Consider the following 15,797-nt stretch of genomic DNA (forward strand, 5'->3'; position numbering starts at 1 on the left):
AAACGATGTAATCGGCTTTTTTATTTTTCTCTTCACAAGTGAGAGAGATATTCATGACACTGCTGTTTGCTCTGCCCGTGACTTAATTTAAGAGGGCGACAAATATCCCTTTCAATTCATCCGGCTCCATGGGTTTGGTCAGATAATCATCCATACCGGCCTCAAGAAATTTTTCCCTGTCCCCGGTCATGGCGTATGCTGTCAGTGCCACGATAGGAATATCAGCTTTATCCAACCCGACATCACCTCCTCGAATGGCTCTGGCGGTCTCCAGGCCATCAAGAACCGGCATCTGAATATCAAGCACAACCATATCAAAATCAGATTTGGAGAGAGCTTCCAATGCAAGCTCTCCATTGGTAACCAATGTAACGGTACATCCCATCTTTTCCATCTGCCATTTAGCGGACAAACCACTGACCCGATCATCATCCGCCAAAAGCACAGCATGCGCCAAAGTCAAATCCGCGCCTTCAGCCTCCACCATTTTGACCTTTTCACGTGAGACAGATGCAGCCTGATCAGTTTCAAAAGGTATGGAAAGGTATGTGGTCGTCCCCTCACCCACTTCACTTTCCAGAGAGATGGTTCCTCCCATCAGCGAGACAAGCCCCTTCACTATTGACAGCCCCAGCCCGGCACCCTGAAAATTACGTTGGTAACTTCCCTCGACCTGAGTAAACGGTTCGAAAAGAACACCAACCATCTCGTCGGGAATGCCGATTCCTGTATCTTCGATTGAGAACAGCAAACAGGTTTTATCCGCAGGGCACCGAGGGAGCAACCGTGCATCCAATTTAATTGTACCATTTTCCGTGAATTTAATAGAATTACCCACTATATTACTGAGCAATTGCTGAAGTCGCGTTGAGTCGCCCAAGAGTACGGCTGGAATATCCGAATCAAGATTTAGAGAAAATTCCACGCCCTGTTGCTTTGCCACAGGCTGAAAAAGATGTGCCAGCCCGACCATGACATCCTTGAAATCAAAAGGTTCCTTCACGACCTGAATCTTGCCGACCTCAACTTTTGACAGATCAAGGATATCGGATAAAAGCCGATTTAGCCTGGTGCTGGAGTTAAGGGCGATATCCACATATTCCAACTGTTTTTCAGTCGGCTCCGATGATCGCAAAAGGTGGAGCATCCCCACAAGCCCATTTAATGGAGTTCGAATTTCATGGCTCATATTGGCCAAGAAAATAGACTTGGCATGGCTGGCTGTTTCCGCCTGCTCCTTTGCCTGAACCAGGTGATCCTCCATAACTTTTCGCTTTGATATATCCCGGCTGATCGCTATGATATAGGAATCATGATCAATGGTCGTCCCTCCGACACTGACTTCAACATCAAATGCGGTCCCGTCCTTACGTCTATGTTGGGTTTCAAATGTGGTGTGCACCTTGGAAAAATCCTTGAAGATATGACGAGTATCCCCTTCTGTCATCACGGCTTCCCATTCCCAAGTATACATACCAAGAACCTCATGCAGCTCATAGCCAAGCATCTGAGCAAAGGCCTTGTTCGCATCAATAATGCAATGTTCCTGATTGATAATGACGATACCGTCAGTGGCAGTATCCATCAAGGCTCTCCGTCTGGCTGCCTCCCGACGAAATTCCTCCATCACTCTCTTGCGTTCCGTAATATCTCGGGCGATGCCACCTAACCCCAGAAAAACACCTTGATCGTCATAGTGGAACGAACAGGACCACATGACAACTCGATAACTTTGGTTCTTCATATTGACCAAACGATTTTCCAATTTGGCCTGACGGACATTCCTTTCAATGCACTCTTCAAACCATTCCCGAGTTTTTCGTCGATCTTCACGAAGAACAAAATCAAAAACAGAGCGCCCCACACTTTCTCCTGGCGAACACCCAAGAACCATGGCTGCCATATGATTAACAAAGGAAAATCGGGCTTGCCTATCCACGTTCACGATAAGATCTTCCGAGCTTTCCACCAGCCCTCGGTATTGTTGTTCGCTTTCGCGAAAGAGAGTATCCAGTTCGGCCTGCCCCTCCTGACTATTTAACAACAAACCAACCACAAATATGCCACAAAAAATGGCAACCCCATAAGGCAAGGCGATGGCCTGTGTCAGGAGCCACCCAGTCTTGAAATCCTGAACAAAAAGGAATCCCGGCACAATGAGCACAGAGGCAAAAAAAGCGAAATAAAACGCCCTCGGCAAACTGGAAAAAGGTCGGAAAAAGAGATTGATCACAACACCGGCAAATGCCGCAAGAGCAACACCGACCACTCCAGCCAAAACCCCGCCGCCACCAAGGTACACTCGGAAGCCGCCCGCAAGCATTCCACTGATCAAAGCGGACACAGGTCCACCAAAGGCACCGCTCAGCGCAATAACCGCATTCCTTTGATCGACGATCACCCCTTCGTAGACCGGAATTTTTTCATACATGCAGCCGATGGCAAAGAACCCGAACACAATCCCCATTACAATCTGTCGCCCGGACGAGGGCCAGGCAGAGAACTGCTCATGAATGAATCTATACAAAACGACAAGCGCGATAAAAAGCGCGAGATTATTGAAGAGAGAAAAAAAAAGATCCACGCCTTGAATCATAAGCCCGACCTTCATGTATAATCCTGCAACCGAACACGAAGTCCATCTCCGGCATTGAGGAACGACATTGTCATAAAGCGGACTCCAAAGAGAGCAACAAATCCGCCAAGACGTACGATGAACAATTCTGATCCTAGTCGAGTCATATTGACCGGACAATTATATCTCTCTGGGCCTCCTCGAATAATACTCTGAGAATTAAAAAGGAGTAAACTGACAGCCCCTTGGAATAACCGATAAAAAAAAGCTCCGGCACACCTTGCGGATGCCGGAGCAATACAAAGACCAAATGGACAATACTAATCGTCGAGTTGGATATCCTTGCCTTCCAGAACACGATTCATGTTACGCACTGCGCACATTTTTCCACACATGGTACAGGAATCTTCATGCTCCGGCTTGGAGGACTCACGGTATTCACGCGGTTTGACCGGGTCCATGGCGAGATTGAACATTTCTTCCCAATCCAGTGCTGCACGAGCCTTGGACATGGAGTCATCCCAATCCCTCGCCCCAGGGTATCCCTTGGCAACGTCTGCAGCATGGGCAGCGATACGTGTTGCGATAATCCCCTCTTTCATATCGTCAAGCGTGGGCAGGCGCAGGTGCTCTGCCGGGGTGACATAGCACAGAAAATCAGCACCGGACATGGCAGCGATTGCGCCACCGATTGCAGCGGTAATATGATCGTAACCGGGCGCAACATCTGTCACTAACGGGCCGAGGACATAAAATGGCGCACCATGGCACAAACGTTTTTCCATCATCATGTTCCCCGCAATCTCATTCATGGCCATATGACCCGGACCTTCGATCATAACCTGAACATTGCGCTCCCAAGCACGCTTGGTCAACTCACCCAGCGTAATCAACTCTTCAACCTGACAGGCGTCAGTCGCATCGTGCAGACAACCAGGACGACATCCATCACCAAGACTCAGTGTGACATCATACTCTTCACAAATATCAAGCAGACGGTCATAATGCTCATAAAAAGGGTTCTCGGCCTGATTGATTTCCATCCAGGTAAACAGAAGTGAGCCACCACGGGAAACGATATTGGTCAGACGCCCGCCCTGTTTGACCTTGTCGGCAGTATGCCGGTTCAGCCCGCAGTGAATGGTCAAGAAGTCCACACCGTCCTGAACGTGCTTTCTGACAACGTCGAAAAACTCGTCAACAGTGATATCCTGAAGATTCTTGTCATAAAACCCAACTGCATCATAAATAGGAACCGTGCCAATCATAGCCGGAGAGATTTCCACCAGACGTTGCCGGAATTCCTGGGTCTTTCCAAAGCAGCTCAAGTCCATGATAGCCTCAGCCTTGAGATCTAAAGCAGCGCGCACTTTGTCCATTTCAGGTTCGATATCGCAACAATCCTTGGAGATACCAAGATTAACATTGAGCTTGGTACGCATTCCCTCGCCAACACCTTCAGCATCAAGACTAGTATGGTTCTTGTTTGCCGGGATAATGACGGTTCCTTTGGCCATGCGTTCCATCAAGTCTTCCACACGCATATTTTCCTTACGGGCCACGGTCTCCATCTGGGGTGTGACAATGCCTTTGCGAGCGGCATCCATTTGAGTCGTATATTCCATTCTTTTCTCCTTAAGCATGCTGCATCTTTTGACGCAGTGCATTGATTGTCCCGCCGATATCCTCAGACCCGACGATTTCAGTGACAATGGCAACGCAGCGAGCGCCGCGCCTGACCACTTCAGCCACGTTGTGTTCCTTAATGCCGCCGATAGCGACAAACGGAATGTCGACATTGCCGACAACATATTCCAGATACTCAAAACCGACGGGGTCAACCACGTCATCTTTGGTGAATGTCTTGAAGATCGGCCCCACACCGATATAATCGGCTCCACACCGTACGGCTTCACGAGCCTCTTCCGGTGAATGTGTTGACAAGCCTATGGCCATCTTCTCGCCGACAATGTTTCTGACTGCCTGAACAGGAAAATCCTCCTGTCCTATATGAACGCCATCCGCCTCCACCATCAAAGCGAGGTCAATATCGTCATTAACGATAAATGCGGCCCCCGCATCGCGTGTCATCTGGCGAATTGCAAGACATTCCTGATATTTTTCACCACTTTTTTTCTCTTTTTCCCGATACTGAATCAAGGAGACACCACTTTCCAACATCGCCTTGACCACATCAAGATTCGAACGGTCCAGAGAAAACTTTTCCGCTGTCAAACAATAGAGATCAGTATCCAGAATCGTGTGCCGTGAGAATTCCCGACCCATCACTTGCCTCCTTCGACTATGAACTTTTCAAGATAATGATTGAGAACTACGTCTGCCTGTTTGGCTGCGGCAATGGCGACTTTCGGTGAGAGGGGGGGATTTTCCATGGAGCACTCTGTCTGCATGTCACCTATCATGTAGAAGTTTTCCCGCACTTTTCGTGTCACAAGAGCGTCGGTATTTCCCGTTCCCCCGATGCCGGAGGCCGTCACCACAAGCTTGTCGGTCGGCAGGTATGCCTCTACCAGAGCCTTCTTGAACATGGGGTCATCAAGTGCCTCGATGACAACATCACAGTCCATGAATGCGGATTCCATATTATCCGGGGCCAGAGTCAGAGTCCTTACATCAAGATCGAGATCCGGATTGACTGCCAGCATATTCTTGGAAAGAGCCATCACTTTGAGCTGTCCTATCTGGTCGATACCATAGGCCTGCCGATTCAGGTTGGATTCATCCACGCGATCAAAATCGATAAGAACAAACCGCTTGAATCCACTCCGGACAAGATGCATGGCACAATTGGACCCGAGTCCGCCCACTCCGGCTATGCCGATTGTACGGACTTGGAGAAAACGTAAACGATCTTCTCCCAGGTACAACGCTATACCCTGCTCTGTCCTGTTCATGCCGCGCCTCCTGAAACATTCCTGTCAAAGGGTTCCCAATCTTTAAAAACCGGCTGATATCCATGACTCTTGAGCATGGCACACATCTGCTCGACAGAACGGTCGTCACTAATGTCGAACTGACCGACCTTGTCACAATCCTGAGTATGTCCTCCCACGGCAGTAGAAACTCCGGCAGACATCTTGGTCACGCCAAGAGGCAGAAGGTTTTCCCTGAAATCCGGGCTTTCGCGGGTAGAAATAGTAATACCGAGGCGAGGAAGAAAGAGACGCATGGCAAGCATCAATTGGACCATTTCCCGATCAGAGACGAGAGTTGTAGGCTGGAACTCACCTGCATGAGGGCGCATACGCGGCAATGAAACCGATATATCCACATCCGGATAATTATCCATGAGATACGCTGCATGCATCCCTGTCTGCAATGCATCTTTTCTCCAATCTCCCAGACCGAGAAGCGCACCGATATTCACCACACGCATCCCCGCCTGGCACCCCCGCTCCGGAGCATCAAGGCGGAATCGAAAATCCTTCTTAGGCCCACGAGGATGTAAAGTATCGTACAAATCCTCGTCGTATGTCTCCTGAAAAAGGGTCAATCCATCCACACCGACTTCGACAAGCCTTGTGTATTCTTCCAGTGTCATGGCATAAATCTCGATAGACACCGAAGGGAAGTGGTTTCGTAAAAGTGTAACACACTCCTCAAGATACTCGGGAGAAGCCTTGACCCGAGATTCACCCGTTAAAATCAGAAGGTGCCGAAGGCCCGTCGCGGCAATGGCCTTGGCCTCCACCTCCAACTGCTCAGCGGTCAGTTGACTCCTGGGAATCACGTTTTTGGCATTGAAACCACAATAGACGCAATGATTGGAACAATAATTGGATAGATACAACGGAGTGAAGAGCTGAATAGTCCGTCCGAAGTTCTGCGCAGTCAGGGTATTCGCCTTACGAGCCATGTCCTCAATAAACGGTGCTGCGGTCGGGCTCATCAGAGCCAGGAAGTCACCTGGAGTACAATGTTTTTTTGCAATAGCTCGGAGCACATCAGCTTCAGTTACAGCTGCAAATTGTTCTTCCAGAGAAGCTTCTTCCAATTCCCTGCATAGAGGATAATAACTCATGGCATTACTCCTCACCAAGGAAACCGGTCAACGGAGAGGAAGCAATCGCCTCTCTTTGCCGCGCTCCCGGTCCAGAAAGATATGCTTCACGTCCAGCCGTCACAGCACGCCCAAAAGCACGGGCCATCATGACAGGATCACTGGCTGTGGCAATCGCAGTATTGACAAGACAGGCATCAGCACCCATTTCCATGGCTTCGCACGCTTCGGAAGGTCGCCCGATGCCTGCATCCACAACAATCGGCACATTGATCTCATCTATAAGGATGCGAACCATTTCCTTGGTCTTGAGACCACGATTGCTTCCAATAGGTGCACCAAGCGGCATAACCGCGGCAGCACCGGCATCAACAAGTGAACGCGCCACATACAGGTCGGCATTGACATAAGGCAGCACTATAAAACCTTCCTTGGCGAGGATTTCAGTGGCTTTGGCTGTCTCATATCCATCAGGCAACAAATACTTGTTGTCCGAGATGACCTCGATCTTAATCCAGTCTCCACATCCCATGGCACGAGCCAGTCGGGCTATACGAACGGCTTCTTCAGCTGTCCTTGCACCGGAAGTATTCGGAAGCAGTTGCATGTGCTCAGGAATACAGCTCATGACATTAGCGGTTTGAGATTCCATATCCACACGCCGCAGCGCCACGGTAATGACTTGGGCGCCGGAAGCGTCGCATACGGATGGAATAATGAAGTCATCCGCGTATTTTCCTGTGCCGATAAACAAGCGGCTTTTGAATTCAAGGCCGCCGATTTTAAAGATGTCTTCGCTCATGCTTGCTTCTCCTAGCCTCCACCGACAAAGCGGAGGACTTCAAGGTGATCACCGTTGTTGAGTTCGACTGAATCGAATTCAACAGACGGAATGATCTGCCCGTTCAACTCAATGACCACCGTGTCGGAGTCAATTCCATTGAGCTCCAGAAGATCCAGAAGACTCGCGGAGCCCGCTACTTCGACATTCTTGCCATTCATCACGATATCCATGACCAACTCCTTGCCACGAAACGGACCGTGGCTTCACCCAAAAAAAAACGCTTGCCAAGAGGGGCAAGCGTGCAATTATTCCATAACAGAAAGTATGCAGCTTCCCTACGGCGGTATTATCCGCATCAGGTTCAAAGGGTCAGGCGCATTGCCATCTCAGCCCGCATCGGGCACCCCTAGCTCAGTGAACCCTATGTCAAACTATTCTCCATGTAAAGCACTGTCACTGCACTTTCCCCTTGAAAAATCGCTTTGCAATCAATTGCCCCTGACAACAATATGTAATGATAAACAAAAGACAGCAGAGAGTACCAAGAAATATCTTTTTTCCATCTTACGTCACTTATAACCTAAAGTTTCTGAAAAAGTCAGACGATAATAGTTCCGTGACTGAATTATAACGGGGGAAATATTCATGTTCTCGAGCATATTCCAGGCCACCGGATTCAAGCGAGCTCTCACTCTCTGCCAAGAAGGAAAGCATGCTGAAGCGGAAGCGCTCATGAAAAGTCTCCAGGACGAATTTCTCGCAGTGTGCGAGGAAAACGAGGCACTGAAACTCCAACTCTCCGAAGTGGCAAATGTCCTTGATCTGGCGGACAAGGTACAGTTTGATGGTCAGAAGTACTGGCTCAATGATGATGGAGAAAGAAAAGGACCTTTCTGTCAGGTATGTTACGATCGAGACGGCCTTCTGGTCCACTTACAGGAACGCGACAATCACTGGGAGTGCCAAAGCTGCAACAGCCTTTACATTCTCCCGCGGGAAGATTCATCTCCACCCAAGAAGAAATCTGAAGCCCGGTCAACAGTAAAAAAGACTATCCCGCTCTTTCTTGAACGAGAGTTGGGGTAATCATTATTAAGACAATAAAAAACGCAGCATATTGCTGCGTTTCTTATTGTCTTATCCTCACCGGTGAAGCCTTAGAGAAACTTGGTGCCGAGCAAAGTGGTTTTCCGTACCCACTTTTCAAGCATTTTTTCATCGCTGAACTGGACAACTCCATATGCAAGGTCATCAGTATCCATGCCGGGAAGATAAATAAACACGGCTAGATTCTTGGTGGCTCTTCTGTGTTCTTTCCATAAAGTCGTCGCAAAATCCGTCAAGCCGGCAGAACTTGGCAGCGTCGAGGAGGAAAGGAAGACCTTGAGCGTAATCCAGGATTCCCCATATCGTCGAGCCTCAGATTTTTCAAGCAAACGATACTGATAGCCATGTATAGTTTTATCAGCTATCGGATCAGGACGCTTGGCTCCCGAAAAGCGAGTCCGGTCTATCACCATACTTTTTCTCGTCGCGGCAACCGATTCCCCGGCTACAGCTTTTCGAGTCTCTACTTTAGCTGATGATCCGCGAGGACTGCCCTCGTGACGATTGGATTCCGATCCGCTCTCCAAAAGACTTTGCAATGCATAGCCCATGGCTCTTTTTTCCATACGAAGAGGTTCATTTTCTGCAAAAACAGCGTACCAACCGTTTTTTAAAAAATCCACGCGAACCCTTTCGCCAGGCTGCACAGTCCGAACATAGCGGGCCCCAGTCGTTCTCTGCTCACGAATATTTACTTTACGTTGAACAGTCACGACCTTGCCCCATATGCCCGATGGTGTTTCATCTGGTTGCGAGATACCCTTTTCCTCTTTGCTGGAAACTGTCTTCTCTATTTCTCTCGGGGGAGTCACTTTGACACGAGTCCGATTCTCGGATTTGGCAGGGCCAGGAGTTGTCACTCCTGTACTCCCAGCAGGTTCCATATATTCACTACTTGCATAGCCTATGCCGTTCATTTGAGAACGAATCGTCGCATCCGGGGCAAAAACCATTACCCACTCGTCATCGGGAAAATCAATTTTCACGGTTTCGCCGATATCAAGAAGCGTCACCTTCGCCCCCCGAGTAGATGGTTGAGAACGAACATTGAGCTTTTGCGTGGTTTTCATCAGTGTTCCCCACGCCTTCGGCTCGACCCGAGTCTGCTCCGTCTTCAAGAACTTGACATTGGAGTATCCTACAGCCGCATCTTCACTGGCGTTGCTTTCGCCAGGTTCAAAAACTGCAACCCAGCCATCTTTCAGGAAGGCGACACGCACCATCTGTCCAGGATATAAACTGCCAACCCATTCAGCCTTTGCCGAACGGGATTTCCGAAGGTTGAGAGGACGATCTGGAAAACGAATTTCACCAAAAGCCAGAGCCGAAGAAACAGTCAGCAATGCAACACTCAAAGTCAGTATCGTCACAATATAATATTTTCGCATAGGGAGTCAGCCTCTAGAGCATGGAGTTGAGTTCACGAATAACACGATCGGTAATGTCCATAGAATTATCAACATACCCAATAACCTCCGGGTCTGTGAGGATCATGGTAAATCCGCCTTCCTGAGCAATGGCTTGCAGTAATGAATCTGCCCTATGCATGATAAACCGAATGAGGTGACGCTCTTCAGCCTGAATGTCCGTATTGCTCATCTCCACTATCTGTTCATATGAACGGGCAGACAACCGGAGTGACTGTTCAAGAGATTGTTGCTCTGCCACAGACAAAGTATCACTTTCCAGTTTTTTCTTGAGCACCTCAACGTCATGAAGCGCCTCACGTACCCGACGATCTTTCTCCTTTCCCAAATGAGCGAGGTCTTCCTGAGCTATCTGCCCAATCCGGGACTCACTGATTATCCGCTGCGGGTTGACAAAACCGACCTTGGAGCTTTGCGCCGCAGCAATGGGAACGATCAAGAAAATACAAAACAAAAAAAGACATATTTTAAATAATTTCATTATGATAACCCTTTTTATCCTCATCAGTATTTTCTACTCTAGCCATAAAGCACAGATGTTGTCGAGACGAGTTACAGCGTGGTTAACGGGTCCAGGTCAAGAGCGGTACGAATTTTCCCTGGATTGGGATTACTTTGGGCTACATGGGCGTATAAAGTCCGCAATTTTCCCCAATCATCTCCTTTCAGCAAACAATTGAAGCGCAACCGCCCTCGTAACATGGAGAGAGGAGCAGGAGCAGGACCAAGGGCCATAATACCCAAATTGGTAGCCTGCTGCTTTATAATGCGCGTAAAAAGAGAAAGAGAGGCTTGTCCATCACCATAATCCGAAGGGTAGCTTATACGGATCAATGCCAACCTTGAAAAAGGGGGATATTTAAACATCTTTCGCCGCCCGATTTCCCGCTCAAAAAAACCTCGATAGTCTCCCCCCAAAACTTCATTCCAAATGGGATGCCCGGGATTTCGTGTCTGAATAAGCACTTTGCCCGGAGTTGTTCCTCGACCGGCCCGCCCTGCGACCTGAACCAAAAGCTGAAAAGTCCGCTCGGAGGATCTGTAATCAGGCAAATTCAACCCTAAATCCCCATCGACCACAGTTACCAATGTGACATTGGGAAAATGGTGCCCCTTGGAGATCATCTGTGTCCCGACCAAAACCTGTGCATCTCCTCGTCCGAATGCATCGAGAATCTCTTCCATACGTTCTTGCCGCCGGGTTGCATCTCTGTCCAGACGGAGGACTTTCGTCCCTTCCGGCAATGTCTCGCTCAAATATTCTTCCAACCGCTCAGTCCCTTCTCCCATAGGCAGGAAATTTCCCCCTCCGCACTTGGAACAAAGCATGGGATAATGATAGGACATCCCACAATAATGACACACAACCCGCTGTCTGCCCTTGTGATAAGTCATACCGACCTCACACTCGGGGCACCGAACAGTCTCACCACAATCCAGACAATACATCAGAGGCGCATATCCCCGACGATTGAGCATCACAATGGCCTGTTTTCCAGACTTCACAGTCTCCTTGAGCGCTTCAATAGTCCGAGGGGCAAAGGCCTGTTTCGAATTCGTTAATTCAGCAATATCAACAAGCTCAACTTCCGGGAGAACAGAGTCCCCAACTCGCTCCTTAAGAGTGGAAACCGGTATAGCTCCCGTGGCCGCTGCTTGAAACGTCTTGATATCCGGCGTCGCCGAGCCAAGGACAAGAAGCCCGCCCGACTTTTCCACCCGGTACCATGCGACTTCCTTGGCATGATAAGCGAGGCGATCTTCCTGCTTGAATGACTCATCATGCTCTTCGTCCATAATAACCATGCCTAGATTGCCTAACGGCAAAAAAAGAGCGGATCGAGTGCCGACAACAATCACAGGAGCCGTCTCACCTGCCAGGTCGGTGAAAGTCATTTCACGCTTCCTGGGGCTTTGATATCCATGGTGAAAGACAACCTGCTGTCCCGGAAAGTGCTCAGTGACATTTCGATAGAGCTTGCAGGCGAGTGCGACTTCCGGGGCGAGCAAGATAACAGAGCGTCCCTGTTTCAGGCACCGTTCCACCATCTCCAGATAAACAACGGTTTTTCCGCTCCCAGTCACTCCGTAAACAAGATGTGCCCCGCCCCCTTTGGAAAAAGATACTTCCATCTCCTGAATGGCAACCTGTTGCTCCGAAGTTAGGTCATAGACTGGAGATTCCATCAGATCACAGGTTCTACTTCCGTCAATCTCATCCATGGTGTCAGCTGTCAGTTCTCCCAGAGCGACCAAGCCGCGTCCCTCCATCTTTGCCGCAATATCAGGCGCCCATTCTCCAAGGGAATGCTTAAGGGCAAAGAGTGACTGAGGCCCATTATCAAGAAGATGTTCGAGGATACGAATCTGCCGTTTGGCGTTGGGGCGAACAGCCCATGGCGGATCGGAAACAAGCGAAACAAACCGTTCCTCGGCTTCCCGTTGGGCATTAATGCGAACACGCATTCGGCCATCCAACCACAAGGTCATCAAGGCATTGATATCTTCCGTTCCAAAACGGGCCAGTTCCGAAGGACGAACCGTTCCGGGAAGTTTCCGTTCCGACACATGCTTATCGACTCGAAAGGTCACTGCTGCCGTACGCAAACCACGGGGAAGAAGAATCTCAAGGATTCTCCCGACACTTGCCATCTGACGTGCGCCCAGATTCTCGGCCATATCCAAATAATCGGCATCCAGAAGTGGAGCCAATTCCAATGGCCATATGAGCGGTTTCAGGGAAATACCTTCTGGTGCAGAGGAGCATGACCCCATGACGACACCCATGCGATGAGATCGCCCAAGGGGGACTATCACACGCTGTCCGGCCTGCAAATCAGGGAAAAAAGAAGGTCGCTCGTAAGTCAAAACCTGATACGGTGGACTGACGAGCGTAACCTGCCAAAGGTCGGCCATAATGAACTACGGGCCTGCGGGGTAATGAAAAAACTCGCCCAGTATATCAAACGGCGACGGAGGCGACAGACACTGTTTTACGGACAAGGAATTCCCAGAATACAAATCCTCGCCATTTGCCCTATTCACTTCAATCCACTTGACTTTCACCATGAGAACACGATCGCCCCCCATGGTAACCCGTACCATTTCAGGAAGACGAAACCCCTTGAAGGTTGTGTATTCCCCGTAGTTCACGGAAAAGAGCGTCCCCTCGGACAAAAATCGAATCATTATCGGAGAAAAGTCTTCGTTATTCAAATAGACCGCCGGCGAAGTCTTATCATCCTCATCTGCCCCATACATGTAGCATGGCAGGTCGTCACAGAATCCGAGGCTACGGGTCGCGTTGTCCACGCCCCATGCCTTCCATGTCTCGACAGGATTCGGGACCATCCAAACAAATAACGGCGAAACAGCGAACTCTTCTGCCGTGCATTTGGACAATCCATGGCCATTGATTCCCACAGCCTGTGCACCGGAATTCCACTCTTGCCGCCACTTTCCTCGCGCATACCAAAGATGAGCGCTGACATCGGGAAATCCAGGAAATGTCATTTCCGCTTCCCACGAAGAGAGAGCACCGTAGTTTTCATGCAAAAGCTCCGTAAGCTCACTGTCATCCGGTGCAAAAGCGAATGCAGGAAGAGAATACAGGCAAAGACACACAAATATGAAAATTCTCATCAACTGGAACAAGATAAAAGCTCCTGAAGCCGCTTGACAAGGTCGTCACGAAGTTCTTCGTCATGCAGAGCGAAATAAATGTTTGCGGTAAGATATTCCACCCAATCCCCTGCGTCAAACCGTTGTCCACCCAATTTCACGGCAAGCAATTTGTCCTGGTCAGCAAGTCCCTGCAAGGCATCTGTGAGCTGAATCTCGCCGCCCACACCAGCTTTTTGCCCTTCGAGGATGTCAAATATCTCGGGAAGGAGAACATATCTACCAATAATTGCAAGATTGGAAGGCGCTTCCTCCGGTGAAGGTTTCTCGACAAGTTGCGTAACCCTGTAGCGATCATTGCCGATTTCTTCGCCATTGATCACACCATACTTACTGACTTTTTCCTGTGGAACTTCGATAACGCCAACAACGGCCTTCCCTGTCTCACGGGCAGCATTCAAAAGCTCCCCGATCCCGGCATTGATACCGAACATCAAGTCATCACCCAGCATAACGGCAAATGCTTCATTTTTACATGTCTCACGCGCGGTGAGCACGGCGTGCCCCAGTCCAAGCTGCTCTTTCTGGCGTACTGCAATGACATTCACCAGATCCGCGACCCGGCGAACTTCTTCCAGAAGACGAGTCTTCCCTGCACGCTCAAGAAGTTGTTCCAACAAAAAATTTCGATCAAAATGATCTTCGATGATCGTTTTATTCTGATTGGTAACAAAGACAACATCCGTCAATCCAGCGTCAATTCCCTCTTCCACAATATACTGTACGATCGGTTTGCGGAAGATGGGCAGCATCTCCTTGGGGACGTTTTTAGTGGCAGGAAGTGAACGGGTTCCCCAACCGGCAACGGGTATGACAGCCTTCTTGATTTCCATGATTTCCCCTTGGTTCTTATTTCAAATACTTTTCACAGGCATCGACGATGTCGTTTGCGTACAGGTCCACACGATCCCTGTCTGGTCCTTCGACCATAACACGACAAACGGCTTCCGTGCCAGAGTATCTCAAAAGGACTCGCCCTTTTCCGGTAAGAGCCTGCTCAACCTTCTGCACGGCTTCTTGAACCTGAGGCGCATCACCGAATGGAATCTTCCGTTCGACATGCACATTTTTGAGCACTTGTGGGAATGGCTCCAGCAAGCCTGCCAATTCAGAGAGCGGCTTCTGTTTTTCGCACATGATCCTCAACAACTGAAGGGCAGCCAACAGCCCATCCCCTGTCGTTGAATGCTCCATGAAAATAAGATGCCCCGATTGTTCTCCACCAAGCATGGCTCCTTCTCGACGCATGGCCTCAACCACATACCGGTCTCCCACGGCTGTCCGCAACAACTGCCCGCCATTTTCCTGCATAAAAATTTCAAGGGCCATATTAGACATGACGGTTGAAACAAGCATATTCTTGGGAAGTTTTCCTTTCTCCAATAATTCCAAAGCAGAAAGAGCCATAATCTGATCACCGTCAAGAATGCGTCCCTTCTCATCGCACACAATAAGCCGATCCGCATCACCATCAAGCGCAATACCCAGATGGGCATTTTCATCCTGAACGATACTCGATATGACTTCCGGGTACAGGGAACCGCATTTTTGATTGATGTTCAAACCGTTCGGTTCCACACCTACCTGAATGACTTCAGCCCCTAATTCTTCAAGAACTTTAGGGGCAACATTGTATGCTGCACCATGAGCGCAATCCAAAACAACCTTCAGTCCATCCAAGGTCAGCTTATCTGAAAAACTATTCTTCAAATAGACGATATACCGCCCAGCGGCATCGTTGATTCGTTTGGTACGTCCGATATTTTCGGGAGCTGGATAATCCCAGTTCGTCTTGCTGTCGAGGACGAGTTCACTGATCTCGTCCTCAACCTCATCCGGCAATTTAAATCCATTGGGGTCGAAGAACTTAATGCCGTTATCCATGAAAGGATTGTGAGAAGCAGAGATAACGACGCCAAGTGAAGCGCGCATGGAACGAGTCAGAAATGAGATAGCCGGGGTCGGCATGGGGCCGACAAGAAAAACATCCATCCCATTGGCACACAACCCGGAGGTTAATGCCGTTTCGAAAACATAACCCGACAACCGGGTATCCTTCCCAATGACCACTCGATGATGCTTTAAACCATTACGAAAATATTGCCCTGCGGCCAATCCGAGCCTTAGAGCAATTTCAGGTGTCATGGGGTATATATTACCTTGGCCACGCAGACCGTCGGTACCAAAAAGCCGTTGTTTCAT

Annotated in this window: 14 protein-coding genes and 1 riboswitch; of the genes, 1 reads left to right on the top strand and 13 read right to left on the bottom strand. The window is 49.2% G+C overall.

Annotated features, from left to right (window positions below; genetic code table 11):
* Positions 1–82: 82 nt before the first annotated feature.
* The 7 genes from BN4_RS17025 to thiS all read right to left on the bottom strand — a co-directional run bounded on the left by BN4_RS17025 (position 83) and on the right by thiS (position 7,610).
* Entirely contained in the window at positions 83–2,611 is a 2,529-nt protein-coding gene (locus tag BN4_RS17025) for a PAS domain S-box protein (RefSeq protein ID WP_015414115.1), read from the bottom strand.
* Between the two features lie 284 nt (positions 2,612–2,895).
* Positions 2,896–4,200 carry a phosphomethylpyrimidine synthase ThiC gene (thiC, locus tag BN4_RS04235; protein ID WP_015414116.1) on the bottom strand — a complete coding sequence of 435 codons (1,305 nt, stop codon included), beginning with the start codon at positions 4,198–4,200 and terminating at the stop codon, positions 2,896–2,898.
* A 10-nt stretch (positions 4,201–4,210) separates the two neighbouring features.
* Positions 4,211–4,861: a thiamine phosphate synthase gene (gene thiE, locus BN4_RS04240; RefSeq protein WP_015414117.1), complete on the bottom strand. Its 651-nt coding sequence runs from the start codon at positions 4,859–4,861 to the stop codon at positions 4,211–4,213.
* The gene (gene thiF, locus BN4_RS04245) at positions 4,861–5,490 is read right to left on the bottom strand and encodes a sulfur carrier protein ThiS adenylyltransferase ThiF (protein WP_015414118.1); all 630 of its coding nucleotides are present in this window, start codon (positions 5,488–5,490) and stop codon (positions 4,861–4,863) included. Before thiF ends, thiE begins: the two co-directional genes overlap by 1 nt.
* Entirely contained in the window at positions 5,487–6,617 is a 1,131-nt protein-coding gene (thiH, locus tag BN4_RS04250; RefSeq protein ID WP_015414119.1) for a 2-iminoacetate synthase ThiH, read from the bottom strand. Before thiH ends, thiF begins: the two co-directional genes overlap by 4 nt.
* Before the next feature lie 4 nt (positions 6,618–6,621).
* A complete protein-coding gene (locus BN4_RS04255; protein ID WP_015414120.1) occupies positions 6,622–7,398 on the bottom strand; it encodes a thiazole synthase in 777 nt (258 codons plus the stop codon).
* An 11-nt stretch (positions 7,399–7,409) separates the two neighbouring features.
* The gene (thiS, locus tag BN4_RS04260) at positions 7,410–7,610 is read right to left on the bottom strand and encodes a sulfur carrier protein ThiS (protein ID WP_015414121.1); all 201 of its coding nucleotides are present in this window, start codon (positions 7,608–7,610) and stop codon (positions 7,410–7,412) included.
* 85 nt (positions 7,611–7,695) lie between these two features.
* Positions 7,696–7,798: riboswitch (TPP riboswitch) on the bottom strand.
* Between the two features lie 227 nt (positions 7,799–8,025).
* Here thiS and BN4_RS04265 point away from each other — a divergent pair.
* The gene (locus BN4_RS04265; RefSeq protein ID WP_015414122.1) at positions 8,026–8,466 is read left to right on the top strand and encodes a hypothetical protein; all 441 of its coding nucleotides are present in this window, start codon (positions 8,026–8,028) and stop codon (positions 8,464–8,466) included.
* Positions 8,467–8,537: 71 nt separating this feature from the next.
* Here the strand turns inward: BN4_RS04265 and BN4_RS04270 are convergent, their stop codons facing one another.
* From BN4_RS04270 to glmM, 6 genes are all read right to left on the bottom strand, one after another.
* Complete coding sequence (locus tag BN4_RS04270) at positions 8,538–9,875, bottom strand: SH3 domain-containing protein (protein ID WP_015414123.1); 1,338 nt, start codon at positions 9,873–9,875, stop codon at positions 8,538–8,540.
* 13 nt (positions 9,876–9,888) lie between these two features.
* The gene (locus BN4_RS04275; protein ID WP_015414124.1) at positions 9,889–10,395 is read right to left on the bottom strand and encodes an OmpH family outer membrane protein; all 507 of its coding nucleotides are present in this window, start codon (positions 10,393–10,395) and stop codon (positions 9,889–9,891) included.
* A gap of 71 nt (positions 10,396–10,466) precedes the next feature.
* The gene (gene priA, locus BN4_RS04280; RefSeq protein WP_015414125.1) at positions 10,467–12,830 is read right to left on the bottom strand and encodes a replication restart helicase PriA; all 2,364 of its coding nucleotides are present in this window, start codon (positions 12,828–12,830) and stop codon (positions 10,467–10,469) included.
* 6 nt (positions 12,831–12,836) lie between these two features.
* Positions 12,837–13,427, bottom strand: a complete 591-nt coding sequence (locus BN4_RS04285) for a hypothetical protein (RefSeq protein ID WP_157871258.1) — start codon at positions 13,425–13,427, stop codon at positions 12,837–12,839.
* A gap of 128 nt (positions 13,428–13,555) precedes the next feature.
* On the bottom strand, positions 13,556–14,428 hold the full coding sequence (gene galU / locus BN4_RS04290; RefSeq protein WP_015414127.1) for a UTP--glucose-1-phosphate uridylyltransferase GalU: 873 nt from the start codon (positions 14,426–14,428) through the stop codon (positions 13,556–13,558).
* Between the two features lie 16 nt (positions 14,429–14,444).
* Positions 14,445–15,797: a phosphoglucosamine mutase gene (glmM, locus tag BN4_RS04295; RefSeq protein WP_015414128.1), complete on the bottom strand. Its 1,353-nt coding sequence runs from the start codon at positions 15,795–15,797 to the stop codon at positions 14,445–14,447.

Source organism: Pseudodesulfovibrio piezophilus C1TLV30 (assembly GCF_000341895.1).
Taxonomy (GTDB): Bacteria; Desulfobacterota; Desulfovibrionia; order Desulfovibrionales; family Desulfovibrionaceae; genus Pseudodesulfovibrio; species Pseudodesulfovibrio piezophilus.